Raw genomic sequence first — 20007 nt, 5'->3', positions numbered from 1 at the left:
GGCCGTCAGAAGGTCAGCTTCCAGCTGTTGATGGTGCCGGTGTCCTGGGCGGCGACGTCCTGGACGCGGAGCTTCCACGTGCCGTTGGCGGTCTCGCTGGAGGCGTTGACGGTGTACGTGGTCTTGACGTCGTCGGCCGAGTCAGAGCCGGACGCCTTCAGGCGGTAGCTCGTACCGTCCGGGGCGATCAGGTCGACGACCAGGTCACCGCGGTAGGTGTGGGTGATGTCGACGCCGACCTGGAGGGCCGAGGGGGCGTTGCCCGTGCGGCCGGTGACGGCGATCGGGGACTCGACGGCCGAGCCGTTGTCCGGGATGGAGACGGCCGAGGCGCTGGTGAAGGTGGTGCCCCCCGTGGAACCGTCGGTCCCGCTCACCGCCTGCACCGTCTTGGCCGCGTCCGCCAGACCCGCACCGCAGCCGCCCGAGCAAGCACCGGGCAGAGCACGCGAGTTGGTCTTGATCGCGGACTCGATCTGGGCCGGGGTGAGCGAGGACTTCGCCGACTTGGCCAGCGCCGCGAGGCCCGCGATGTGCGGGGCGGCCATGCTGGTGCCCTGGTAGTAGGCGTACGACTCCGAAGCCGGGCCCTGTGCACCGGAGTTGAGCGTGGACAGGATGCCGTTGGCGGTGCCGGTGCTGGTCTGGCCGCCCGGGGCCGCGATGTCCACGACCGAACCGAAGTTGGAGTACGAGGCCTTGGCGCCGGTGCGGCTCAGCGCGGCGACGGAGATGACGTTGTTGCAGCTCGCCGGCGAGTAGTTGGCCGCGTTGGCATTGCTGTTGCCCGCCGCGACGACGACCGTGGTGCCGCGGTTCACGGCGTTGTTGATCGCGGTCTGGGTGGCGCTGGTGCAGGCGCCGCCACCGCCCAGGCTCATGTTGATGACCTTGGCGACGTTGGTGTTGGCGGGGACGCCGGAGACGGTGCCGCCGGACGCCCAGGTGATGGCGTCGATGATGTCGGAGTCGTAGCCGCCGCACTTGCCGAGAACGCGGACCGGGGAGATCTTCGCGTTGTACGCGATGCCGGCGACGCCCTTGCTGTTGTTGGTGGCGGCGGCGATGGTGCCCGCGACGTGGGTGCCGTGCCAGGAGGAGGTGCTGCCCTCGGCCTGGCCGCACTCGCCGTCGGCGTACCAGTCGCCCGGGTCGGCCGGGTTGCTGTCGCGGCCGTTGCCGTCGACGGAGACCTCGGTGTCGGCGATGAAGTCGTAGCCGCCGACGATGTTGGCGGCGAGGTCGGAGTGGGTGACGTAGCCGGTGTCGATCACGGCGACGGTCACGCCGGTGCCGGTCGCGGTGTCCCAGGCGCCCGGTACGCGCATGCCCGCGGTGGTCTCGAACAGGTCCCACTGCTTGCTGTACTCGGTGTCGTTCGGGTCCGCGAGAGGCTTGTTGAGGCGGTCCGGTACGACGTATGCGACCTGCGGGTCGGCCTGGTACTCGGCGACGACGTCGGCGACCGCGGCCTTGCTGAGCTTCGCGCCCAGGTCGACGAGCGCGGCACCGGTGCCGAGGCGGCGCTGGAAGTCGAGGTCCTCGCCCGCGTCCTTGCCCTTGGCCTCGGCGTCTTCGCCGGCGGCCTTGTTCGACTTGGCCTCACTGGCGCCGGACTTGTACCCGACGATCAGCCGCTCGGCGGGGGCGGCCACGGCGGAGGCGGCGGCAGTGGTCTGCTCGGCGGCGGCAGTCTTCGTCTGCCCGGTGGGGACGGCGGCGACCGAGGTGGCGGTGCCTGCCAGCAGCGTCGCGGATATCGCGGTGACGGATATCAGCGTCCGTCTCGCGGAGCGTGAAGTACGCAAGAGTGTGTGCCTTTCGGGGGCCGGCTCCGGGGCGAGGCGCCCAGCGTGACGCGACGGAGCAGCGTTCGAATCGCTTCGTCGTCGAAGCGGCGGGGGGTGCGATCGAAAAGACAGGTGCGATCGGAAAGACGCGGCGGCCAGCCAGGTGCGAGCGACCCTTATGGGGGTGACCCATGGGTCAGCTGTGTTCGAACAATAGGCGGGGCCCTGAGCCTCCGGATACGGGGAAAACCCTCGATCCCCCACCGAGACCCCCCTACGGACCGCCCGGTCGAGGGCCGGAAGACACCGCTTTCCCCCGCTCGGTCCGCTCTCGTCCCGTCGTTCCGTATCGGACTGCGGGGTGAAGACAGACGAAACAGCCCCGCGCCCCTTCGGGGCGCTAGGCGTCTGCCGCCGCGAGGAACTGCGTAGCGGCGAGTTCGGCGTAGAGCGGGTCGGCGGCGACGAGTTCGCGGTGGGTGCCGACGGCCCGTACCTCGCCCGCGTCCATGACGACTATGCGGTCCGCCATGGTGACCGTGGACAGCCGGTGCGCGACGACCAGGACCGTGGTCGTACGGGCGACATCGGCGACGGTGTCGCGCAGCGCCGCTTCGTTGACCGCGTCGAGCTGACTGGTGGCCTCGTCGAGCAGCAGCAGCCGGGGGCGGCGCAGCAGGGCGCGGGCGATGGCGACCCGCTGGCGTTCGCCGCCGGAGAGCTTGGTGCCGCGGTGGCCGACGAGGGTGTCCAGGCCGTTCGGCAGCCGGTCGACGAGGCCGTCGAGGCGGGTGGTCTTCAGTGCGCGGAGTACGTCGTTCTCGTCGGCGCCGGGATTGCCGAGCACAAGGTTGTCGCGAAGGCTTCCGGAGAGGACGGGCGCGTCCTGCTCCACGTAACCGATGGAGGACCGGAGCCCGGACACGTCCCAGTCGGCGAGATCCCGGCCGTCCAGCGTGATCCGGCCCTCGCCCGGGTCGTAGAACCGCTCGATGAGGGAGAAGACGGTGGTCTTGCCCGCGCCTGACGGCCCGACGAAGGCGGTCATGCCGCGCGGCGGGATGGTGAAGGTCACGCCGTGGTGGACGTACGGCAGGTCGTCGGCGTACCGGAAGCGGACGTTCTCGAAGGCGACGGCGGCGGGTTCGGCGCCGGGGCTGGGCAGCGGCGCGGGTTCGGTCGCCGGTTCGGCGGGCAGCTGCCGGGCCTCCTCGATCCGGGCCAGGGCGGCGGCACCGGTCTGGTACTGCGCGACGGCGCCGACGACCTGCTGGATCGGCGACATCAGATAGAAGACGAACAGCAGGAAGGCGACCAGCGTGCCGATGTCGATGGCCCCGGTCGCGACCCGCGCCCCGCCCACCGCGAGCACGGTGATGAACGCGATCTGCATCGACAGACCGGCCGTATTGCCCGCCAGCGCCGACCACTTGGCGGCCTTCACGCTCTGCCGCCACGACTCCTGCGCGGCGGCGTGCACGGCCTGTTCCTCACGGTGCTCGGCCCCGGACGCCTTGACGGTACGCAGCGCGCCCAGGACCCGCTCCAGTGAGGCACCCATCGCGCCGACCGCGTTCTGCGCCTGCCTGCTGGCCCGGTTGATACGGGGCACGATCACCCCGATCACCGTGCCCGCGCCGAACACCACGCCCAGGGTGACGGCGAACAGCACAGGGTCGACCACCCCCATCATCACGAGCGTGGCGACGAGGGTCAGTCCGCCCGTGCCGATACCGACCAGCGAATCGGTGGTGACCTCGCGCAGCAGTGTGGTGTCGGAGGTGATCCGGGCCATCAGATCGCCGGGTTCGCTGCGGTCGACGGCGGCTATACGCAGCCGCAGCAGATGCGACACCAGCGCACGCCGCGCCCCGAGCACCACGGACTCGGCGGTGTACCGCAGTACGTAGCCACCCAGCGCCCCGATCCCGGCATTGGCAACCACAAGCGCGGACATGGCCAGCAATGCCCCGGTGATGGCCCGGTCGTGCTGCAGGTCGTCGATCAACCCCCGGGCCACCAACGGCAACGCGAGCCCCGCCGCCCCGGTCATCAACGACAGAACCGCCCCGCCCAGCAGCGCCCAGCGATGCGGCCGCACATATCCGAGCAACAGCCGCCAAGGCGGCACGGCGGGCGGGGCGGACGGCTCGGAATCCTGCACGGCGCTCCCCGTACGGCATTGATGACACCCTGACGTTGTTGGAACTGTAGCCGTACGCTGGTCGCCACTATCAAGACGGTTTACGACGTACGACGAACTCGACGGCAGCTGGTGGCGATCGGGAGGTCACGGGGGTGGAAGGGCGCAGCCCTGCACGGGTTCGCAATGAGTTGGCGGCCGAAGTCGTCGACGTATTACAGGAGTCGGCCACGGTGCGGCACGGAAACAGTGTCGAACTGTGGGTGAGCATGCTGGGCCAGGAACTGCGCACGCCGGTGGAGCCGTTACGCAGCGAGGCGCTGCGTCCGTGGCTGCTGCGCCTGGTGGAGAGCTGCACGCAGATCCCTGACGGCTTGTCATGTCTGGTGCGCTGCCTGGGATATGTGGAGCAGCAGTCCGTCGCCATCGTGTCGCTGCGACGTCTGGTGGACGAGTGGGAGGCGGTGGATTTCTTCGACGGCGCGGACCTGCGTCCACTGCGGCCGGTACTGCGCGAGATTCGGTCGTCGGCGGGCCTCGCGGCGATGATGCGGCGGGCCAGCCGGTCGCGTATCCAGGAGCTGCCCGAGTGGTGCGACACGGGCTGGGCGGTCTTCCTGCGCCTTGCCGGGGACAACTCGGCCGCGAACGAACTACCGGTGAGCATGGCGTTCCTGGCGCTGGCCGCCGATCAGCTCATGGAGGACGGGCAGGCGGAGGCGGCGGAGCTGCTGCGCCGCTGGAACCGTGGGCAGGCCCGCGCGTGGGGGCTGGAGGACAAGATGGCGGACTGGCAGCGTGGTGGCGCCGTCCAGCCGCCGCCCTCCCTGGTGCCGGCCTACCTGATGATCCAGTTCGAGCCCGACGGTGTGGATTCCGACCGTTACTACCTCTCCCACTGGCGGCAGTCGGACGCGGAGGGCTGGCATCCCGTGCCGGGCGAGACGCTGCACCTGCACCGCGACGACCTTCCCCGCGAGGTCGAGCAGCTCATCGAGCAGACCGAGGAGCGGTGGGCGGATCTGAGGCAGCCGGTCGTCCTCGAGTTCATCCTCCCGTGGGAATTGCTGGGCGAGCCGGTGGAGTGGTGGCACAAGGAGTCGTCCTCGTCGTCCCCGACCCCGCTGGTGATGGACTACGCCGTCCTGGTCCGCAGCTTCGAGCGGCTGCGCAAGGCGGCCTGGCACCGGCCCTGGCACAAGAAGTGGCGTCATCTCAAGGAGAAGCCGGCGGACAGCCACCCGTACTGGAACCGTCCCGGCCGGTCGCAGTTCCACCTGGAGCTGGAGTTGAAGGAGGACGAGCACGCGGTGTGTCTGGTGCTCAGCCAGCCGCCGGGCACCGACTCGACGGCCAGTCAGCAGGAGTTCATGGCGGCTCTGCGGGCCGGCATACCGGCGATGATCTGGCATCGCGGCGACTGCGACGACCCCGCCTTCAAGGAGGCGGTCGCCGACATCGTGCAGGACAGGGGGCTGGCCGGTCTGGTGGAGCGGGCCGGAAAATGGCGCAAGGAGGCACTGGCGGTGGGGCCGGAAGGCTGGGACAACCACGTGGGGCGCCATCTCGCGATCCTGGTCGATGATCCGGAGCGCAGACCCGGTCCCTCCGGGCCGGACCGTGCTCCGGTGAAGCCTTGAACCGGCCGCACGGACGCATGTCCGTGGACCGCGCGCACCCGGCGAGGAAGGGGCGTCACGCCGTGCACCTGGATGCTTCCGCTGACGCACATATGTTCCACCCCGGCGCCATGATCCCAGTCATGCCGGGCATGCTGTCGCCCACGCCTCGTGTGAGCCCCCGCACGCACTTGCCCGGAGAGCGGACGCACTGCGAGGCTTTGCCCGTGGACGTCACGCATGCCCGCGGTCTGCGGGGCTCCGCGAAACTCTCACCGTCACCGCGACGCCATGAGAGCAAGAGCACCTATGCACGATGACGACGGGCAGCGGCCGGCACCTGCCACGCGGGCACGGCGGGAGGCCGCACACGTCCTGAGCAGGCTCAGCCGGCCGGGCGGACAGGAGCCCGCGGAGGCGGTCCTCGTCATCGACACCCACGTGACGATGAAGCTGTGGGACCGAGCCGTCGAGGAGCTGGCCGGCGAGCTGGATCAGGCGGGGGACTTCACCCGGGTGCGGGTGGTGCGCCTGCTGGGGACGGACGAGACCGATCCGGCGCGGATACAGCTGGAGGAACCTCTCTGGTACGACGCGCGGGTGCGCCGCGTGGTGCTGGTACTGACCGACGGGCTGGCCGCCGGATGGCGATCGGGCGCCGTGCCGCCCCTGCTGCGCGCGTGGGGGCGTACGTGCCCGGTGGCCGTGGTGCACATGCTGCCGCAGCAGCTGTGGTTCCGTACGGGGCTCGACGTCTCGCGTGTACGGATTCGCTCTCCCCGTGCCTGGGCGGCCAACAGCGAGTTCGACTGGGAACCGCGTGTCGCCCCGGTGGAGTTACCCGACACCCGCGAACACGAGTCCGACAGGGACGACGGCAACACCGACACCGTCGTCGTACCGGTCCTCGCGCTGACCAACACCTGGGCGGAGGCCCTGACACGCCTGGTCTCGGGGCAGGAGCCGCGCTGGCTGGACCTGTCCGCCGTTCAGGCCAGGTCGTGGAAGCGCAGGCCCGACGCCGCGCGTGCCCTGCCCTGGGTGGAGTACGTTCCCGACCCGCAGAGCACGGTGCCCGCGGCGGAGCGTGTCTCGGACTTCCGGGCGGGCGCCTCCCCCACGGCGTTCACGCTCGCGACCCGGCTGTCCGCCGCGCCGTTGAGTCTTCCCGTCATCCACCGGATCGTGGCGACCACTCCGGGCGCGGGCCCGGTCCATGTGTCGGAACTGCTGATGAGCGGTCTGGTCCGGCCCAGCGGAGTACGGGGCGAGGGCCCGGCGGCTGTGACGTTCGTCTTCGCTCCCGACATCCGCGAGGAACTCCTCGCGCTGGGACGCCGGAGTGACACCGCGCGGATTCTGCGTGACGTACGCGAATTACTGGCCGACGAGGCGGCGGAAGGCGGCTCGCCTCTGCCGCCGCCCACCGAACCGCTGGACACCCTGGCCATGCCGCGCGTGAACAGTCGCAATATCGCGTTCCTGCGTGTGGAGCTCGCTGCTCTGCGGGCGTTGTCCGGCCGCTATGCGCAGCGCACCGACATGTTGGCCAGTGTGTTGCACTGGCACGATCGGCGATACGCGGTCAGCCTGGAGAAAACACCGCACATTCCGACGGGCCCCGCACCGTCCGGCTCGGGGACAGCTGAACACGGTGATTCCCCCATTTCCCGTAACGTTTCTGAAGGAGCATCGGAGATGTCGACTACGCCCCAGCCAACGGTGGCGGGGGACCGCACCTCACAACCGCGCGTCTGGGGAAATCTGCCGCCCCGGAACCCCAATTTCACCGGTCGCATGGAGTTGCTGGAACAGCTCGACGAGCGATTGCGGGAAGGCACGACCACGGTTCTGCCGGAAGCGATTCACGGCATGGGCGGTGTCGGCAAAACACAGCTCGCCATCGAGTACGCGTACCGCCACCAGTCGGAGTACGACATCGTGTGGTGGATTCCCGCGGAGCGGCCCGGCCAGATCGGGCAGGCCCTGGTGGAGCTTGCCGGGCGCCTCGGTATCGAGACCAGCACCGAAGCCAATATCGCCGGACCCGCGGTCCGCGAGGCGCTGCGCGAGGGGCGGCCCTTCTCCCGCTGGCTGCTCATCTTCGACAATGCCGACAGCCCGGAGCAGGTACGTCACTATTTCCCCACCGGCGGCGACGGAACGATCCTTGTCACCTCCCGCAACCGGCGGTGGGGGCTGGTCGGCGGATCCCTCGAAGTGGATGTGTTCACCCGCGAGGAGAGCAAGGAACTGCTGCGCCGCTCCGGTCCTGCGCTGCAGGACGACGAGGCCGATCAGCTGGCCGAGGCGCTGGGCGACCTGCCCCTGGCACTGGAACAGGCGGCCGCCTGGCGGGCGGAGACGGGAATGCCCGCCTCCGAATACCTGCGGCTGTTCGAGAGCAAGCGCACCGAACTCCTCGAAGTGGCCCCACCGCCGGACTACCAACTGCCTGTCGCCGCGGCCTGGAATGTTTCCCTCGACCATCTGGAAACGCGGAGTCCGTCAGCTCTGCGGCTGCTGCAGCTGTGCTCCTATTTCGCCCCGGACCCGATCTCCCGGTCCATCTTCTCCGGACTCGGGAACAGCAGCATTTTCCCCGAGCTGGACGCGACGCTGAACGATCCGATGAAACTCGCCCGGGCCATAAGGGAGGTGAACCGCTACTCCCTGGCGCGGATCGACCATCGCACGAACTCCATTGAGATGCATCGCCTGGTGCAGCTCGTGCTGAACAACCGCATGACCCCCGCGGAGCAGTCCCGCATGCGCCACGGCGCCCACACCCTGCTGGCCGCCGCCGACCCGAAATCTCCCACCAGCCCGGGGAGTTGGCCGCGGTATGCCGAGCTCTACGGTCACGTCATCGCCTCCGACGCGATCAAGTCCGACCAGCCGTGGGTGCGGCAACTGGTCATGAACATCGCCCAGTACCTCTACTACTGGGGCGACCACGAGGTGTCGCTCGACTTCTCCGAGCAGGCCTGGGGCTCCTGGCGCACCATTTTCGGCGAGGAGGACCAGCAGACGCTCCTCATGGGGCAGTGGCTCTGCTTCATGTACCGGGTCGTGGGCCGCTTCGACGACGCGGCCGGGCTGGTGGCCCAGCTCCGGGAGGTCTACGAGCGGACCGCCCCCGCCGAGGGCGAGGACACCCGAGAGGACGCCCTGGACGCGATCAACCTCGAAGCCGCCGTTCGCCGCTCCGAAGGCAGGTTCGCCACCGGCGCCGAACTGGACGAGATCGCGTACGAGCGGGCCCGCAGGGCCTTCGGCGAGGACGACCCCACCACCCTCAACACCGCCCACAACCTCGGAGTGAGCCTGCGCTCGGCCGGCGAGTTCCGCCGGGCTCTGGAACTGGACCAGCAGACTCTGGCACTCAAGCTGCGACTGTTCGGCCGCGACGACCAGCGGACCCTGATCACCGAGAACTCCGTCGCCATCGATGTGCGGGAGACGGGGGACTACATCGGGGCGCGTGCCCTCCAGGAAGCCGTACTGGACGCGTACCGCGATGTGTTCGGCCGCGGAAACCCCGCCACCATCGCTGTGACACGTCAGCTCAGCGAGGCGTACCGCAAGGAGGGCGACCACGCCCGCTCACTCGAACTGGCCACGGAGGCCCACGCCAAGTTCACCCGGCGCTACGGCGACGCCCATCCCCATTCGCTGTCCGCCGCGCTGACCCTGTCGGTGGCCCTGCGCCAGAACGGCGACCTGCAGGCGGCCCGTGCGCGCGGCGTCAACGCCTGCAAGGACTACCGGCAGGTCTTCGACCCGGCCCATCCGCTTGTCCTGTCCTCGGACGTCAACCTCGCGGTCACCCTGCGGCTGCTCGGTCAGCCCGAGGAGGCACACCGCCTGAACGCGGCCGCTCTCACCTCCCTCACCGAGCGGCTCGGCGCGGCTCACCCCACCACCCTCAACTGCGCGATCAACCTCGCCAGTGATCTCGCCGCTCTCGGCAACCACGTCGAGGCCCGCATCCGGGGCGAGACGGCGCTGCCGCTGTGCCTGAACACCTTCGGCCCGGACCACCCGACCACGTTGGCGTGCGCCGGAAACCTCGCGATGGACCTCATCGCCGTCGGAGCCGAAGAGGAGGGCGCCGCACTCCGCCAGGACACTCTGGAGCGGATGGAGCGGGTTCTCGACGTCCCGCGGCTGCGATCCGGCACGGGCACCGCCCACCCGGCCACTGTCCAGGCCAAGGAGGGACAGCGGGCCAACTGCGACATCGACCCGACGGGGCTGTGACGGTCCGCGGATGACGGTCCGGGCCGTGCTTGACGCGCCGCAGGGCCCGCTCGACGCCCGGCTCAGGGCCTGTCCGGCCCTGAGCCGCCGGACAGGCCCTGGCGTTCCGTCGCCTCGCCCTGGCCCAGCCAGGCCGCGAGGCGCACGGGGTCCGGCGCCCGGCCTGTGACGGCCTCGACAGCCTCGTGCACGGCACGTGCCCGCTCCGGGAAGCGGAGCAGCAGCCGGGAAGCAGCCCTGTCGGCCTGCCCCTCACCCGCAAGTGCCCGCCCCAGACCGGCCCAGGCAGCCACAGACGCACCCTTGCCGGACAACTCCGCGACGAGAGCGTCTCGCGCTCCGGCACGATCGTCGCAGGCCAGCAGGACGTCCGCTGCACTGGCGCCCTCGACGCCTCCGGCAACCCCGGAGTCCTGGGCGGCGAGGTGCCGCCAGGCTCCGTCGGGTTCACTGAGGCGGTACCGGGCCAGGACGGCCGCGCTGTCCAGAAAAGGGACCTCGCTGTCCGGCACCAGCTCGGGCTCGGCGGCGAGGCCGGCCGGAGCCTGTGCGTCGCCCCTCTGCCAGGCCCGTACGGCATCCTCCACGGCCGCCGCGGGAGGCCGTAGATGGTACGCGCGCCAGCGGGCCCGGTGGTCGGCCACCGCTTCCCGGGCCAGCGCCAGCTCGGCGTCCGGAACGGGGTCGGCCAGCCACTGCGCACTTCGCTCGCGCAGCCCCTCGATCACATACCGACCCAGGGGTGTCAGCCGCTCATGACCGCGCACGAGATTCAGTGTGGACCACACCTGTGTACGCCACAGAGCGAACTCGAAGTGCGCCGACGGGACCTGCCCGGCGTCGGCGGCGTACCGATGTACGCGCCAGAAACGGGTGACCCCCACGAAGGCGTAGATGCCCTGCAACAGACCGCGCAGCGGTCGGGGGTCGTCCCGCCAGGGGGCGTAGAACAGCTCCTCCGGGTCCTGCGCGGGCTGGAAACGGACCAGCGGTTGCAGGTGTATCAGGCCACCCAGCTTGGTGTGCTGGAACTCGTGCACCAGCGTGGCGGCGAGCTGCGCCGCGTCGTCCGGACAGGACGCCGTGACACCGCCGAACGCGTCCCCGGCTGTCCCGCTGTACGGCCGGAACCTTTCCCTCGTCGATGCGGGAACCATCGCCAGCAGTCCGTACCGCATCGCCTCCGCGCTCTCCGGCTCGTCACGCAACAGGATCTCCCACGCGTCGGCGAGCATGCCCTCCCATGTCCCGGCCTCGGCGGCTGACAGGAGCCGGGGCTCACTCGGGCGGGGAAAGGTCCGGTAGGGGTCCAGCTCTTCGAGCGTCAGGCGTTTGGGACGGTCTCCCGACTCCAGTACGACGCGGCGTACCGGGTGCCAGTCAGGGACGTTCGCCTTCGCCTCCGCATCCCGCGGGACCAGCACCTCTCCGTGCTCACCCGTGATCCTCAACGTCCCTCGGCGCGCCTCGATCCGGGCCACACTCCACTGCTCGCGCACGGGCAGCACCGCGCAGCCCAGCGTCGGCAGCTGTACCAGGCCACGGCGCACGGGGACGGCGATCGCGAAGTCCAGGCCTGCCCGGGCCGCGGCCGCGGCCGCCAGCGCCGACAGATGTCCGAGCACCACCCACAAGGGAGCGTCGTCCGAGAACTTGCCTCGCGTCTGGTGCAGCGCGAGGGACACCCACCTGCCGGTGGGCGGCGACATCAGGACGTCCTCGAACACCTCGGGCGCCTGCCGCTGGACACGTTCGAGGAGGGACCAGGCGTCCCGGTGCGAGATCGCCGTCCCGGGCGCCTGCGGCGGGCCGCCTTCGGACGAATCCGCACCCGCGGACAGGCCCTCGGCCTCGGACGCGTCCGCGCCTTTGGACATGCCTTCGTCGAGGGCGCGCAGGAGCAGCAGCCGACGACTGCGCTCGGCGGCCAGGATCTCCGCGACCACGGAGGCACCGCCCTCACCTCGGGAAAGGGCCTGTAAGCTCACCGCCGACAGTTGGTGGAACGACAGGTCCCCCGACGCCTCGGGCTCACCCGGCATGCGTACTCCACCGCACCGAGCCGGTCTTCTCAGTCCTGGCGTGACGGGTTGTAATCCGACTCCGTGATGGACTGAGGGCTGTCGATGTGGTGCAGCAGCCGCTCCAGCGACTCGGCGACGGCCGTGTTGTCCATGGAGCGCAGCGCTTCAAGAGAAACCCCCGAGAGATCTACGAGACCGGACTCGACGGCAGGCATCGATCGCTCCTCGGCTGCCAAGTCCCCTCCTGTATCCCGTAATTCCATGTCCGCGCGGTCCGTGCCCTCATCATGATGACCCAGCAGGCCTCAAGCCGAAACCCCGCGACCAGGCCACACCGCGAGATCGAGTCAGCCAGATCGCCGGGCCAGCCGGGCCGCCTCCTGGTCGACCTTGGCCACTTCGGAGGACGGCCCCTCCAGCAGACGTACGGCCTCCAGGAGCTGGTCGAGCGTGCCCGGATAGCGCAGACAGGTGCGTACGATCCCGTAGACGTCCATCCTCAGCCGGGGATCCCTCGGGCTGTTCGCCGCGATCTCCGCGCTGATGCTGTCGAGCAGCAGGGCCATGCTGTTCGCGTTGCGCAGGGAGGGAAGCGCCACCAAGGCGTCCACGAGGTCCGTGAGTTCACTCAGCGGCAGGTCGGGAGGCAGACCGGTCAGGCCGGCGACCGGCCGGGAATGTACGGGGTCTGTCGCGGACCCGAGGCGCTCACGCGCCGGCAGGCCGGCGTACCGGTGGAACCGCTCCAGCTCGGCGGCGGACAGCACGTCGTACCAGTGCTCGACGCGGCTGGCGGCCAGCCTCCCCAGGCCGTCCGAGCGGTGATGAGCGCTCACCACTCCGATCACGGCACCGTCGCACCACACCACGGCACCCGACATTCCCTCCCAGGGGGAACGCTCCGGTTCGCTGTCGGCTCGTGGGGCGGGGACGGCCAGTTCAAGGGTGCCTTCCCGGCGGTTGGACAGTACGGAGACCGTTCCCGTGAGGTGGCAGGAGTCCCGGTACTGGCTGGGAGCGCCGTCGTCGAGGAGGCGCATGCTGTCCTTGCGCAGTTTGAACCGGGGGAAGCCCACCGCGCTGAACGGCAGCACCACGTCGGCGTCGGGCACCGCGGCGTAGCGAGGCCGCTCGGTGCCATCGGGCCCGGGCGGCGCGCCCGTGATCTCGAGCAGTGCGACATCGGCGGCTTCGGCGAGGAGCACGACGTGGGCGTCGGCGGTCCACTCCCCCGGCCGGTCGGCATCGACGCGTACCCGCACCGACGTCACCGGCCCCGCCACCACGTGCGCCGCCGTCAGCACGCACCGCTCCGCCACCCGGTAGCCGGACCCACGCCGCCCGGGCTGTCCACCGGGCCTGCTGACGAGTACTTCGGCGACCCGCACCGCCGCCAACCCCTGGGCCCGTATCTGCGTCTGAGCTGACATCGGACCGGCTCAGCGCTCGCGTTCCGCTGCGTCTCCGCTCACCTGTGGCCGCGCCTCCGAGTCACGGAGGCGAGGCTCCAGGGTCAACGTGACCCGATGGGTGGTGCTGTTCCCCGTATGGCCGACGGCGCCGGCCTCCACGACCCAGAAGCGGACCCTGCCCTCCGCCGTACCGGACCGCTCCACGACGAACTCCGCCTCGAGCTCCACAGCGCCCAGCTCGAAGCGCAGCTCCTCGTCGCGCGCCGCGGACATGGCGGCGGAGAGTTCCGTACGCAACTGGGCGATCATTTCCGCGAGTTCAATCACATGGCCCCTCTACCCCCGGCGTGATCCCAGCACGCGTGGGGACGGGGAAACATGGTTCGACCCGGACCGCCTTCACGTCCAGGACGGATCGGCCGCATGGGCGTCGGCCGATCCGTCCTGGGGCTCCGATACCGCCGATACCGCCGATGTCGCGGATATCGCCGCTGTCTCCACTGCCATCGCTGCCTCTGTCGCCGTCGCCGTCGTCGCCTCCGCCGGCAGTTCGGCCCAGACGATGCGGCCGGACCGGTGCGGTGCGTCCCTGACGCCCCAGTCGTTGCTCAGCACGCCGACGAGCAGAAGCCCGCGGCCACCTTGGTCGTCGGGCTTCGGCTGTCTGCACGCCGGGAGAGTATGGCCGCGGTTCTGGTCCTCGACCTCGATATGGAGCCGCTCTCCCGCGGCGCGGAGTCTGCACACGACCAGATCGCTCTCCGTGTGCGTGAGCGCGTTGGTGACGAGCTCGGAGGTCACCAGTACGGCGTTGTCACAGGTCTCGCGGCTGATGCCCCACTCGCCCAGCAGCTCCCGTACGTTCCTGCGGGCCGCGCCCACCGAGGCGGGGACGGCGGGCAGGCCGAACACGCCTGCTTTGTGGAGGAGTTCGTCTCCGGAAAGTCGGCCCAAGGACTGGGGGAAGGAGGGCGAAACCATCGCCGTACGCCTTTCGTCTGCAGAGCACAACACTCCGAGTTGCGGCCCGTGATCCCCCAACTGGGCTGCACAGCCCCTTCGTTCACCGGCCCGGGCGGTACGACCACTGTGACACCTGCCGACAACGTCCCGCAACCATCAAGTTGAAAATTGCATTTTGTAGGGCGCAGGCCGCCCCGGTCGGCGATGATCGTGACAGACTGCGATGCGTTGGCCCGGACTACGGGTGAGGAGGTAAGGCGTGACCTCGGAAACCGACTGGGGCGGCGCGCCTTCCGTCCTGCGCATGATCCTGGGCAAACAGCTGGAGGAGCTGCGCAACCGGGCCGGTCTGACGTACGAGCAGGCAGCCATGGCGATCGGGGTCAGCCACTCCACGATCCGCCGGATGGAGTCCGCCAAGGTGGCGCGGCTCAGGCTCGCGGACGCCGAGAAGCTGCTCCAGATCTATGGCGTCAAGGACCAGCAGGAGATCGACACCTTCCTGAAGTCGGTCCGCGAGGCCAACAAGCGCGGCTGGTGGCACACCTACCGTGACGTACTGCCCGACTGGTTCGCCGCGTATCTGAGCCTGGAGCAGGCGGCGTTGCAGATCCGGGCGTACGAAGCGCAGTTCGTGCACGGACTGCTGCAGACCGAGGCCTACGCGCGCGCCCTGCTCGGCGCGGGCAATCCGCACGCTCCGGAGGAGGCGACGGAGCGCCGGGTCGCGCTCCGTATGCAGCGCCAGGAACTGCTGTCCCGTCCGAACCCGCCCCGCGTGTGGATCGTGATGGACGAGACGGTGCTGAGGTGGCCGGTCGGGGGACCCGAAGTGATGCGCGCCCAGGTCGACCACCTGATCGCGCTGAACGCGCTGCCCCATGTGACCGTCCAGATCATGCCGTTCAGCAACGGTCCGCATCCGGCGATGCGGGCCGGCGCCTTCCATCTCTTCCGGTTCAGGGCCAGGGAGTTGCCCGACATCGTGTATCTCAGCGGCCTGGTCGGCGCTGTGTATCTCGACAAGGCCGACGACGTCCTGGTCTATCGCGAGGCCCTGGACCGGCTGGGCGCCCAGTCGACGCCCGCCAGCAGGACCGAGGCTTTCCTCGGTGCGATACGCAAGGAGCTCTGACGTGCACCACCACCACATACGCAACGGCATGCCGGCCCGTGATCTCGGCGCGCAGGACTGGCACAAGCCGTGGAGCGACGACGCGGGCGGCGCCTGCCTCGAAGTGAAGAAGCTGGGCGACGGACGGGTGGCGGTGCGTCAGTCCACCGATCCGGGCGGTCCGGCCCTGGTTTTCACCCCTCGCGAGATGACGAGCTTCCTGACGGGCGTGAAGGCGGGCGACGCCGACTTCCTGCTCTGACCGCTCCGACTGCTCTGATCGCTCTGAGCAACCCCGGTCCGAAACACCCTTGTTGACCGAACTACCCTTGTTCTCCGACGACTTGATGGGAGGGCCGCGTTGTCCGACAACGGATGGCCTGCCGACCGTATCGACACCGAGAGCGCGCACTCAGCGCGTATCTACGACTACATCCTCGGCGGAAAGGACTACTACCCCGCCGACAAGGAAGCCGGCGACGCCATGTCGCACGAGTGGCCCGCCCTGCCGGTCCACATGCGGGCCAACCGCGACTTCATGAACCGCGCGGTGCGCTGGCTGGCCGAGGAGGCGGGGATACGCCAGTTCCTCGACATCGGCACGGGCATCCCCACCTCCCCGAACCTCCATGAGATCGCCCAGTCGGTGGCCCCCGAGTCCCGCGTCGTCTACGTGGACAACGACCCCATCGTCCTCACCCTCTCCCAAGGCCTGCTGGCCAGCGCGCCCGAGGGGAAGACGTCGTACATCGAGGCCGACTTCCAGCACCCGGAGGCCATCCTCGACTCCGCCGAGTTCCGCGACACCCTCGACCTGTCCAAGCCGGTCGCGCTGACCGTCATCGCGATCGTCCACTTCGTACTGGACGAGGACGACGCGGTCGGCATCGTCCGCCGCCTCCTCGAACCGCTCCCCTCGGGCAGCTATCTCGCGATGTCCATCGGCACCGCGGAGTTCGCACCGGAGGAGGTGGGCCGGGTCGCGCGCGAGTACGCGGCGCGCAACATGCCCATGCGGTTGCGTACGTTCCCGGAGGCCGAGGAGTTCTTCGAGGGCCTCGAACTCGTCGAGCCGGGGATCACGCAGGTCCACAAGTGGCATCCGGACGGCAGCGATTCGGAGCCCATCCGGGACGAGGACATCGCGATGTACGGGGCGGTGGCTCGTAAGCCCTGAGCCAGGCCCCGTCCTGGCCGCAGGCACCGTTGAATGTTCTATTCAGCATCTCTAGCATCACTCGGTGGGTCCATTCACCCACCGAGGAGATGCCGTGCTCTCAGCCACTCGTGTCAGAGGTAGGAGTAGGAGACGGACGCGGCGACCGGCGATGCTGGTCGCCGCGCTGCTGACGGCCGCGGGGATGGCGGCCCCGCCGTCGTCGTCCGCGGCGGAGCAGCCGCCGAGCGCCGCTGCGAAGGTGTGGCCGACTCCCCAGAGCATGAAGGCCGGTTCGGGTCGGCTCACCGTCCCCGACCGGGTCGTGGAAGTCGTCGGCCCTCGGACCGACCCGTCGGCCCGACAGCTCGTCGAGTCCGTTCTGCGCGACGCCGGAGCCGACAAGATCATCACCGTGAGCGACGGTGACAAGCCCCCCGCCGCCGGGCTCACGGTCTACGTGGGCGGCCCGGACGAGAGCGGCGCCACCGGGAAGGCGCTGAAACGGCTGGGCGCCGAGCCGCCGACCGGCCTGGCCTCGGGCGGCTACGTCCTGGCGTCCGGGCGCAAGGACGGACGGGCCCTCGTCGCCCTGTCCGGTGTCGACACCACCGGCACGTTCTACGCGGCCCAGACCCTGCGCCGGCTCGTCACCAAGACACGCGGATCGCGTTCCGTACTCCCCGAAGTGACCGTGCGGGACTGGCCGGCAGCCGCGCTGCGCGGGGTCATCGAGGGTTTCTACGGGACTCCCTGGTCGCACGCCGAGCGGCTGAACCAGCTGGACTTCTACGGCCGTACGAAGCAGAACGTCTACGTCTACTCGCCCAAGGACGACCCGTACCTGCGGGCGAAGTGGCGCGACGCGTACCCGTCCGCCGAACTGGCCCGGATCGAGGAGCTGGTGGACCGGGCCGACGCCAACCACGTCCGCTTCACCTACGCCCTGTCGCCGGGACTGTCGGTCTGCTACTCCTCGGACGCCGACATCAAGGCCCTCACCGCCAAGTTCGACTCGCTGTACGACATCGGCGTGCGCTCCTTCGCGATCCCGCTCGACGACATCAGCTACACGAAGTGGAACTGCGACGCCGACGAGAAGGAGTTCGGCACCGGTGGCGGCGCGGCGGGCACGGCACAGGCCCATCTGCTCAACCAGGTGTGGCAGGACTTCTCCGCCGACCACTCCGGCCTGCAACCGCTGGAAATGGTCCCCACCGAGTACTCCGACCTCGCCGACTCCCCCTACAAGAAGGCGCTCCGGGAGAAGCTGGACCCCTCTGTGGTCGTGGAGTGGACCGGCGTCGGCGTGATCGCGCCGACCATCACCGCCGACCAGGTCGAGCAGGCCCGCAAGGTGTACGGCCACCCGATCCTGATCTGGGACAACTACCCGGTCAACGACTACGTCACCAGCCGCCTGCTCCTCGGCCCCTACACCGGCCGCGAACCCGCAGTGGCCGCGGCGGCAACCGGAGTGACCGCCAACCCCATGGTCCAGGGCGAGGCGAGCCGGATCGCCCTGTTCACCTCCGCCGACTACCTCTGGAACCCGGACGCCTACGATCCCCGCACGTCCTTCCTCGCCTCCGTCCGCGACCTCGGCGGGCCCGCGGCGGCGAAATGGCTGCGGATCTTCGCCGAGAACAACTACTCCTCCCAGCTCGACGCGACCGAATCACCCACACTCACCCCGCTCATCGACGCCTTCCGCAAGGCGTACGAGCAGGACAGCGGCCTCGACCAGGCCGCCGAGGCCCTCAGGGCGTACTTCACCGACATGGCCGCCACGCCCCGCGAACTGCGCGCCCGGCTCGACAACCCCGGCTTCCTGACGGAGACATCCGCCTGGCTGGACAAGCTCGGCCGCTACGGCACGGCGGGACAGACGGCCGTGGACCTGCTCCTGGCGAACAAGCGGGGCGACGCCGACGCGGTCGCCACGTACTGGAAGAAGCTCGGGGCCGAGCGCAAGGAGCTGGACGCGATTCCCCAGCAGGTCTCACCGGGAGTGATGGACCAGTTCCTCTACACGACGGTGATCGAGAACGCGCCCGACCCCGGCGTCGACATCTCCTTCGATCCCGGTTCCCTCGCCCTGAAGCCCGGCACGACCGAGACGGTGACCCTGGCTCTGACCGACAAGCGGTCCACGTCCGCCCGGACGGTCTCCTGGAAGCTCGACGTGCCCGACGGCGTAACCGCCGCACCCAACGAGGGCACCCTGACCGTCCCCGCCGGAGGCAGCGCCTCCACCACCGTCACCTTCACGGCGCGGGACGGCGCCGTAGACGGGGTCCGCTCCGTCGTGGCGACGGGCTCGGCGGACGGCACGGCCGTGCTGGACCGGGCGATCCCGGTCCAGGTCGGCGACGGCACGGGCACGCCGCGGGCGCTGACGGCCAACTTCAGCGGCGCTTCGGTCAGTTCGATCGACCTGGACTCCGGGAAGAGCACCGACATCTCGGTGGGCGACAACCCGGGTGAGGTGATCCTCAGCGCGGACGGGCGTACCGCCTACGCCGCCAACCAGGGCTCGAACTCGGTCAGCGTCATCGACGTGGCGCGCGGCACGGTCACCGCCACGGTCGCCGTGGGCCGCGTCCCCGCCGGGCTCGCGCTCACGCCGGACGGCCGTACGCTCTGGGTCGCCAACTACTCCGACAACACGGTCCAACCGGTGGACACCGCCGACCTCACAGCGGGCACCGCCCTCCCGGTCGGCTCCGGCCCGGAGAACATGGCGATCACGCCTGACGGCAGGACGCTGTACGTGGCCGACATCCACGACAACACCGTCACGCCGGTCGACCTGGCCACCCAGAAGGCCGGCGCTCCCATTCCGGTGGGCCCCCGCCCCTTCAACGTGGTGGCCGCACCCGACGGCAGGACGGTGTACGTGTCCAACTCCGGCGGTTCGACGGTCACTCCGATCGACACGGCCACCAACGACACCGAGCCGACGCTCCTGGTCTCCGGCCAGGCCTACGGTCTCGCCCTGTCCCCGGACGGACGGACCCTGTGGGTCAGCCCCAGCACCGGCGACACCGTCACCCCCGTCGACACGGTCACCGGCGCCCCCGGCACCACGATCAAGGTCGGCAGGTCCGCCTTCGACGTCGCCCTGGACTGGAACGGCGCCAAGGCCTACGTCACCACCGCCGACGGAAACGTCCTGGTACCGGTCGACACCTCGTCGGGCACCACCGGGCCGCCTCTGGCCACCGGCGCCTATCCGCTCGCGGTGGCGCTCACATCCGTACCCGTGGGGTAGCGGGGGTCAGCTCGCGGTGATCGGTGGTTCCGCCATGACGGCGGGCAGCAGCCGCATGCGATACGCCTCTCGCTGTGCCCGGGACGTGAAGATTGGTCCCTTCGCACCACCAGCCTTCTCGCTCAGGTCGTGTATTCCAGCTCCGTCATAGCGGCCTGGTGTACCGCCATGGCCCTTTGTGACATGTCGAGACTTTCGAGGTACCGCACCAGGGCCTCGCGAGCCTCCAGGAGCTGCAGTTTCCGCCGT

The 20007-nt window shown here is 69.8% G+C and carries 13 protein-coding genes; 6 read left to right on the top strand and 7 right to left on the bottom strand.

All coding sequences use genetic code 11. From position 1 onward, the window contains the following. Positions 1-5: 5 nt before the first annotated feature. Positions 6-1808: a S8 family peptidase gene (locus OP79_RS23550; RefSeq protein WP_033322578.1), complete on the bottom strand. Its 1803-nt coding sequence runs from the start codon at positions 1806-1808 to the stop codon at positions 6-8. A gap of 382 nt (positions 1809-2190) precedes the next feature. Then, positions 2191-3954: an ABC transporter ATP-binding protein gene (locus tag OP79_RS23545; protein WP_033322577.1), complete on the bottom strand. Its 1764-nt coding sequence runs from the start codon at positions 3952-3954 to the stop codon at positions 2191-2193. Positions 3955-4088: 134 nt separating this feature from the next. Here OP79_RS23545 and OP79_RS23535 point away from each other — a divergent pair, with 134 nt between their 5' ends. Further along, positions 4089-5573, top strand: a complete 1485-nt coding sequence (locus tag OP79_RS23535; RefSeq protein ID WP_281193236.1) for a VMAP-C domain-containing protein — start codon at positions 4089-4091, stop codon at positions 5571-5573. A 288-nt stretch (positions 5574-5861) separates the two neighbouring features. Next, complete coding sequence (gene fxsT, locus OP79_RS23530; RefSeq protein WP_051744857.1) at positions 5862-9815, top strand: FxSxx-COOH system tetratricopeptide repeat protein; 3954 nt, start codon at positions 5862-5864, stop codon at positions 9813-9815. Between the two features lie 62 nt (positions 9816-9877). Here fxsT and OP79_RS23525 read toward each other — a convergent pair whose 3' ends face one another. From OP79_RS23525 to OP79_RS23510, 5 genes are all read right to left on the bottom strand, one after another. Then, on the bottom strand, positions 9878-11857 hold the full coding sequence (locus OP79_RS23525; RefSeq protein ID WP_051744856.1) for an HEXXH motif domain-containing protein: 1980 nt from the start codon (positions 11855-11857) through the stop codon (positions 9878-9880). Between the two features lie 29 nt (positions 11858-11886). Beyond that, positions 11887-12054, bottom strand: coding sequence for a hypothetical protein (locus OP79_RS55360; RefSeq protein ID WP_157857359.1), 168 nt, complete (start codon positions 12052-12054; stop codon positions 11887-11889). 132 nt (positions 12055-12186) lie between these two features. Further along, positions 12187-13269 (bottom strand): effector-associated domain 2-containing protein, encoded by a 1083-nt coding sequence (locus tag OP79_RS23520; RefSeq protein WP_078491967.1) that lies wholly within the window; start codon positions 13267-13269, stop codon positions 12187-12189. Between the two features lie 9 nt (positions 13270-13278). Beyond that, positions 13279-13578, bottom strand: a complete 300-nt coding sequence (locus OP79_RS23515) for a trypco2 family protein (protein WP_033322570.1) — start codon at positions 13576-13578, stop codon at positions 13279-13281. Between the two features lie 72 nt (positions 13579-13650). Next, positions 13651-14232, bottom strand: coding sequence for an ATP-binding protein (locus OP79_RS23510; RefSeq protein WP_211270850.1), 582 nt, complete (start codon positions 14230-14232; stop codon positions 13651-13653). A gap of 241 nt (positions 14233-14473) precedes the next feature. On the opposite strand from OP79_RS23510, the gene OP79_RS23505 reads away from it, so the two are divergent. The 4 genes from OP79_RS23505 (at position 14474) to OP79_RS50535 (ending at position 19758) form a co-directional block, all read left to right on the top strand. Beyond that, the gene (locus tag OP79_RS23505) at positions 14474-15349 is read left to right on the top strand and encodes a helix-turn-helix domain-containing protein (protein ID WP_033322569.1); all 876 of its coding nucleotides are present in this window, start codon (positions 14474-14476) and stop codon (positions 15347-15349) included. 28 nt (positions 15350-15377) lie between these two features. Beyond that, a complete protein-coding gene (locus OP79_RS23500) occupies positions 15378-15590 on the top strand; it encodes a DUF397 domain-containing protein (protein WP_051744871.1) in 213 nt (70 codons plus the stop codon). 99 nt (positions 15591-15689) lie between these two features. Continuing rightward, positions 15690-16505: an SAM-dependent methyltransferase gene (locus OP79_RS23495; protein WP_033322566.1), complete on the top strand. Its 816-nt coding sequence runs from the start codon at positions 15690-15692 to the stop codon at positions 16503-16505. Between the two features lie 151 nt (positions 16506-16656). Beyond that, positions 16657-19758 carry a beta-N-acetylglucosaminidase domain-containing protein gene (locus OP79_RS50535; RefSeq protein WP_051744855.1) on the top strand — a complete coding sequence of 1034 codons (3102 nt, stop codon included), beginning with the start codon at positions 16657-16659 and terminating at the stop codon, positions 19756-19758. Positions 19759-20007 lie beyond the last annotated feature (249 nt).

This window comes from Streptomyces yerevanensis (genome assembly GCF_000716805.1).
Taxonomy (GTDB): domain Bacteria; phylum Actinomycetota; class Actinomycetes; order Streptomycetales; family Streptomycetaceae; genus Streptomyces; species Streptomyces flaveus.
Note: the sequence above shows the minus strand (reverse complement) of the source record. Positions and strands in the feature narration are given on the sequence as shown.

Excerpts from the sequence above, each read along its gene's own strand:
- fxsT (WP_051744857.1), top strand. The coding sequence starts at position 5,862 with ATGCACGATGACGACGGGCAGCGGCCGGCACCTGCCACGCGGGCACGG.
- OP79_RS23525 (WP_051744856.1), bottom strand. The coding sequence starts at position 11,857 with ATGCCGGGTGAGCCCGAGGCGTCGGGGGACCTGTCGTTCCACCAACTG.
- OP79_RS55360 (WP_157857359.1), bottom strand. The coding sequence starts at position 12,054 with ATGCCTGCCGTCGAGTCCGGTCTCGTAGATCTCTCGGGGGTTTCTCTT.
- OP79_RS23520 (WP_078491967.1), bottom strand. The coding sequence starts at position 13,269 with ATGTCAGCTCAGACGCAGATACGGGCCCAGGGGTTGGCGGCGGTGCGG.
- OP79_RS23510 (WP_211270850.1), bottom strand. The coding sequence starts at position 14,232 with ATGGTTTCGCCCTCCTTCCCCCAGTCCTTGGGCCGACTTTCCGGAGAC.
- OP79_RS23500 (WP_051744871.1), top strand. The coding sequence starts at position 15,378 with ATGCCGGCCCGTGATCTCGGCGCGCAGGACTGGCACAAGCCGTGGAGC.
- OP79_RS50535 (WP_051744855.1), top strand. The coding sequence starts at position 16,657 with ATGCTGGTCGCCGCGCTGCTGACGGCCGCGGGGATGGCGGCCCCGCCG.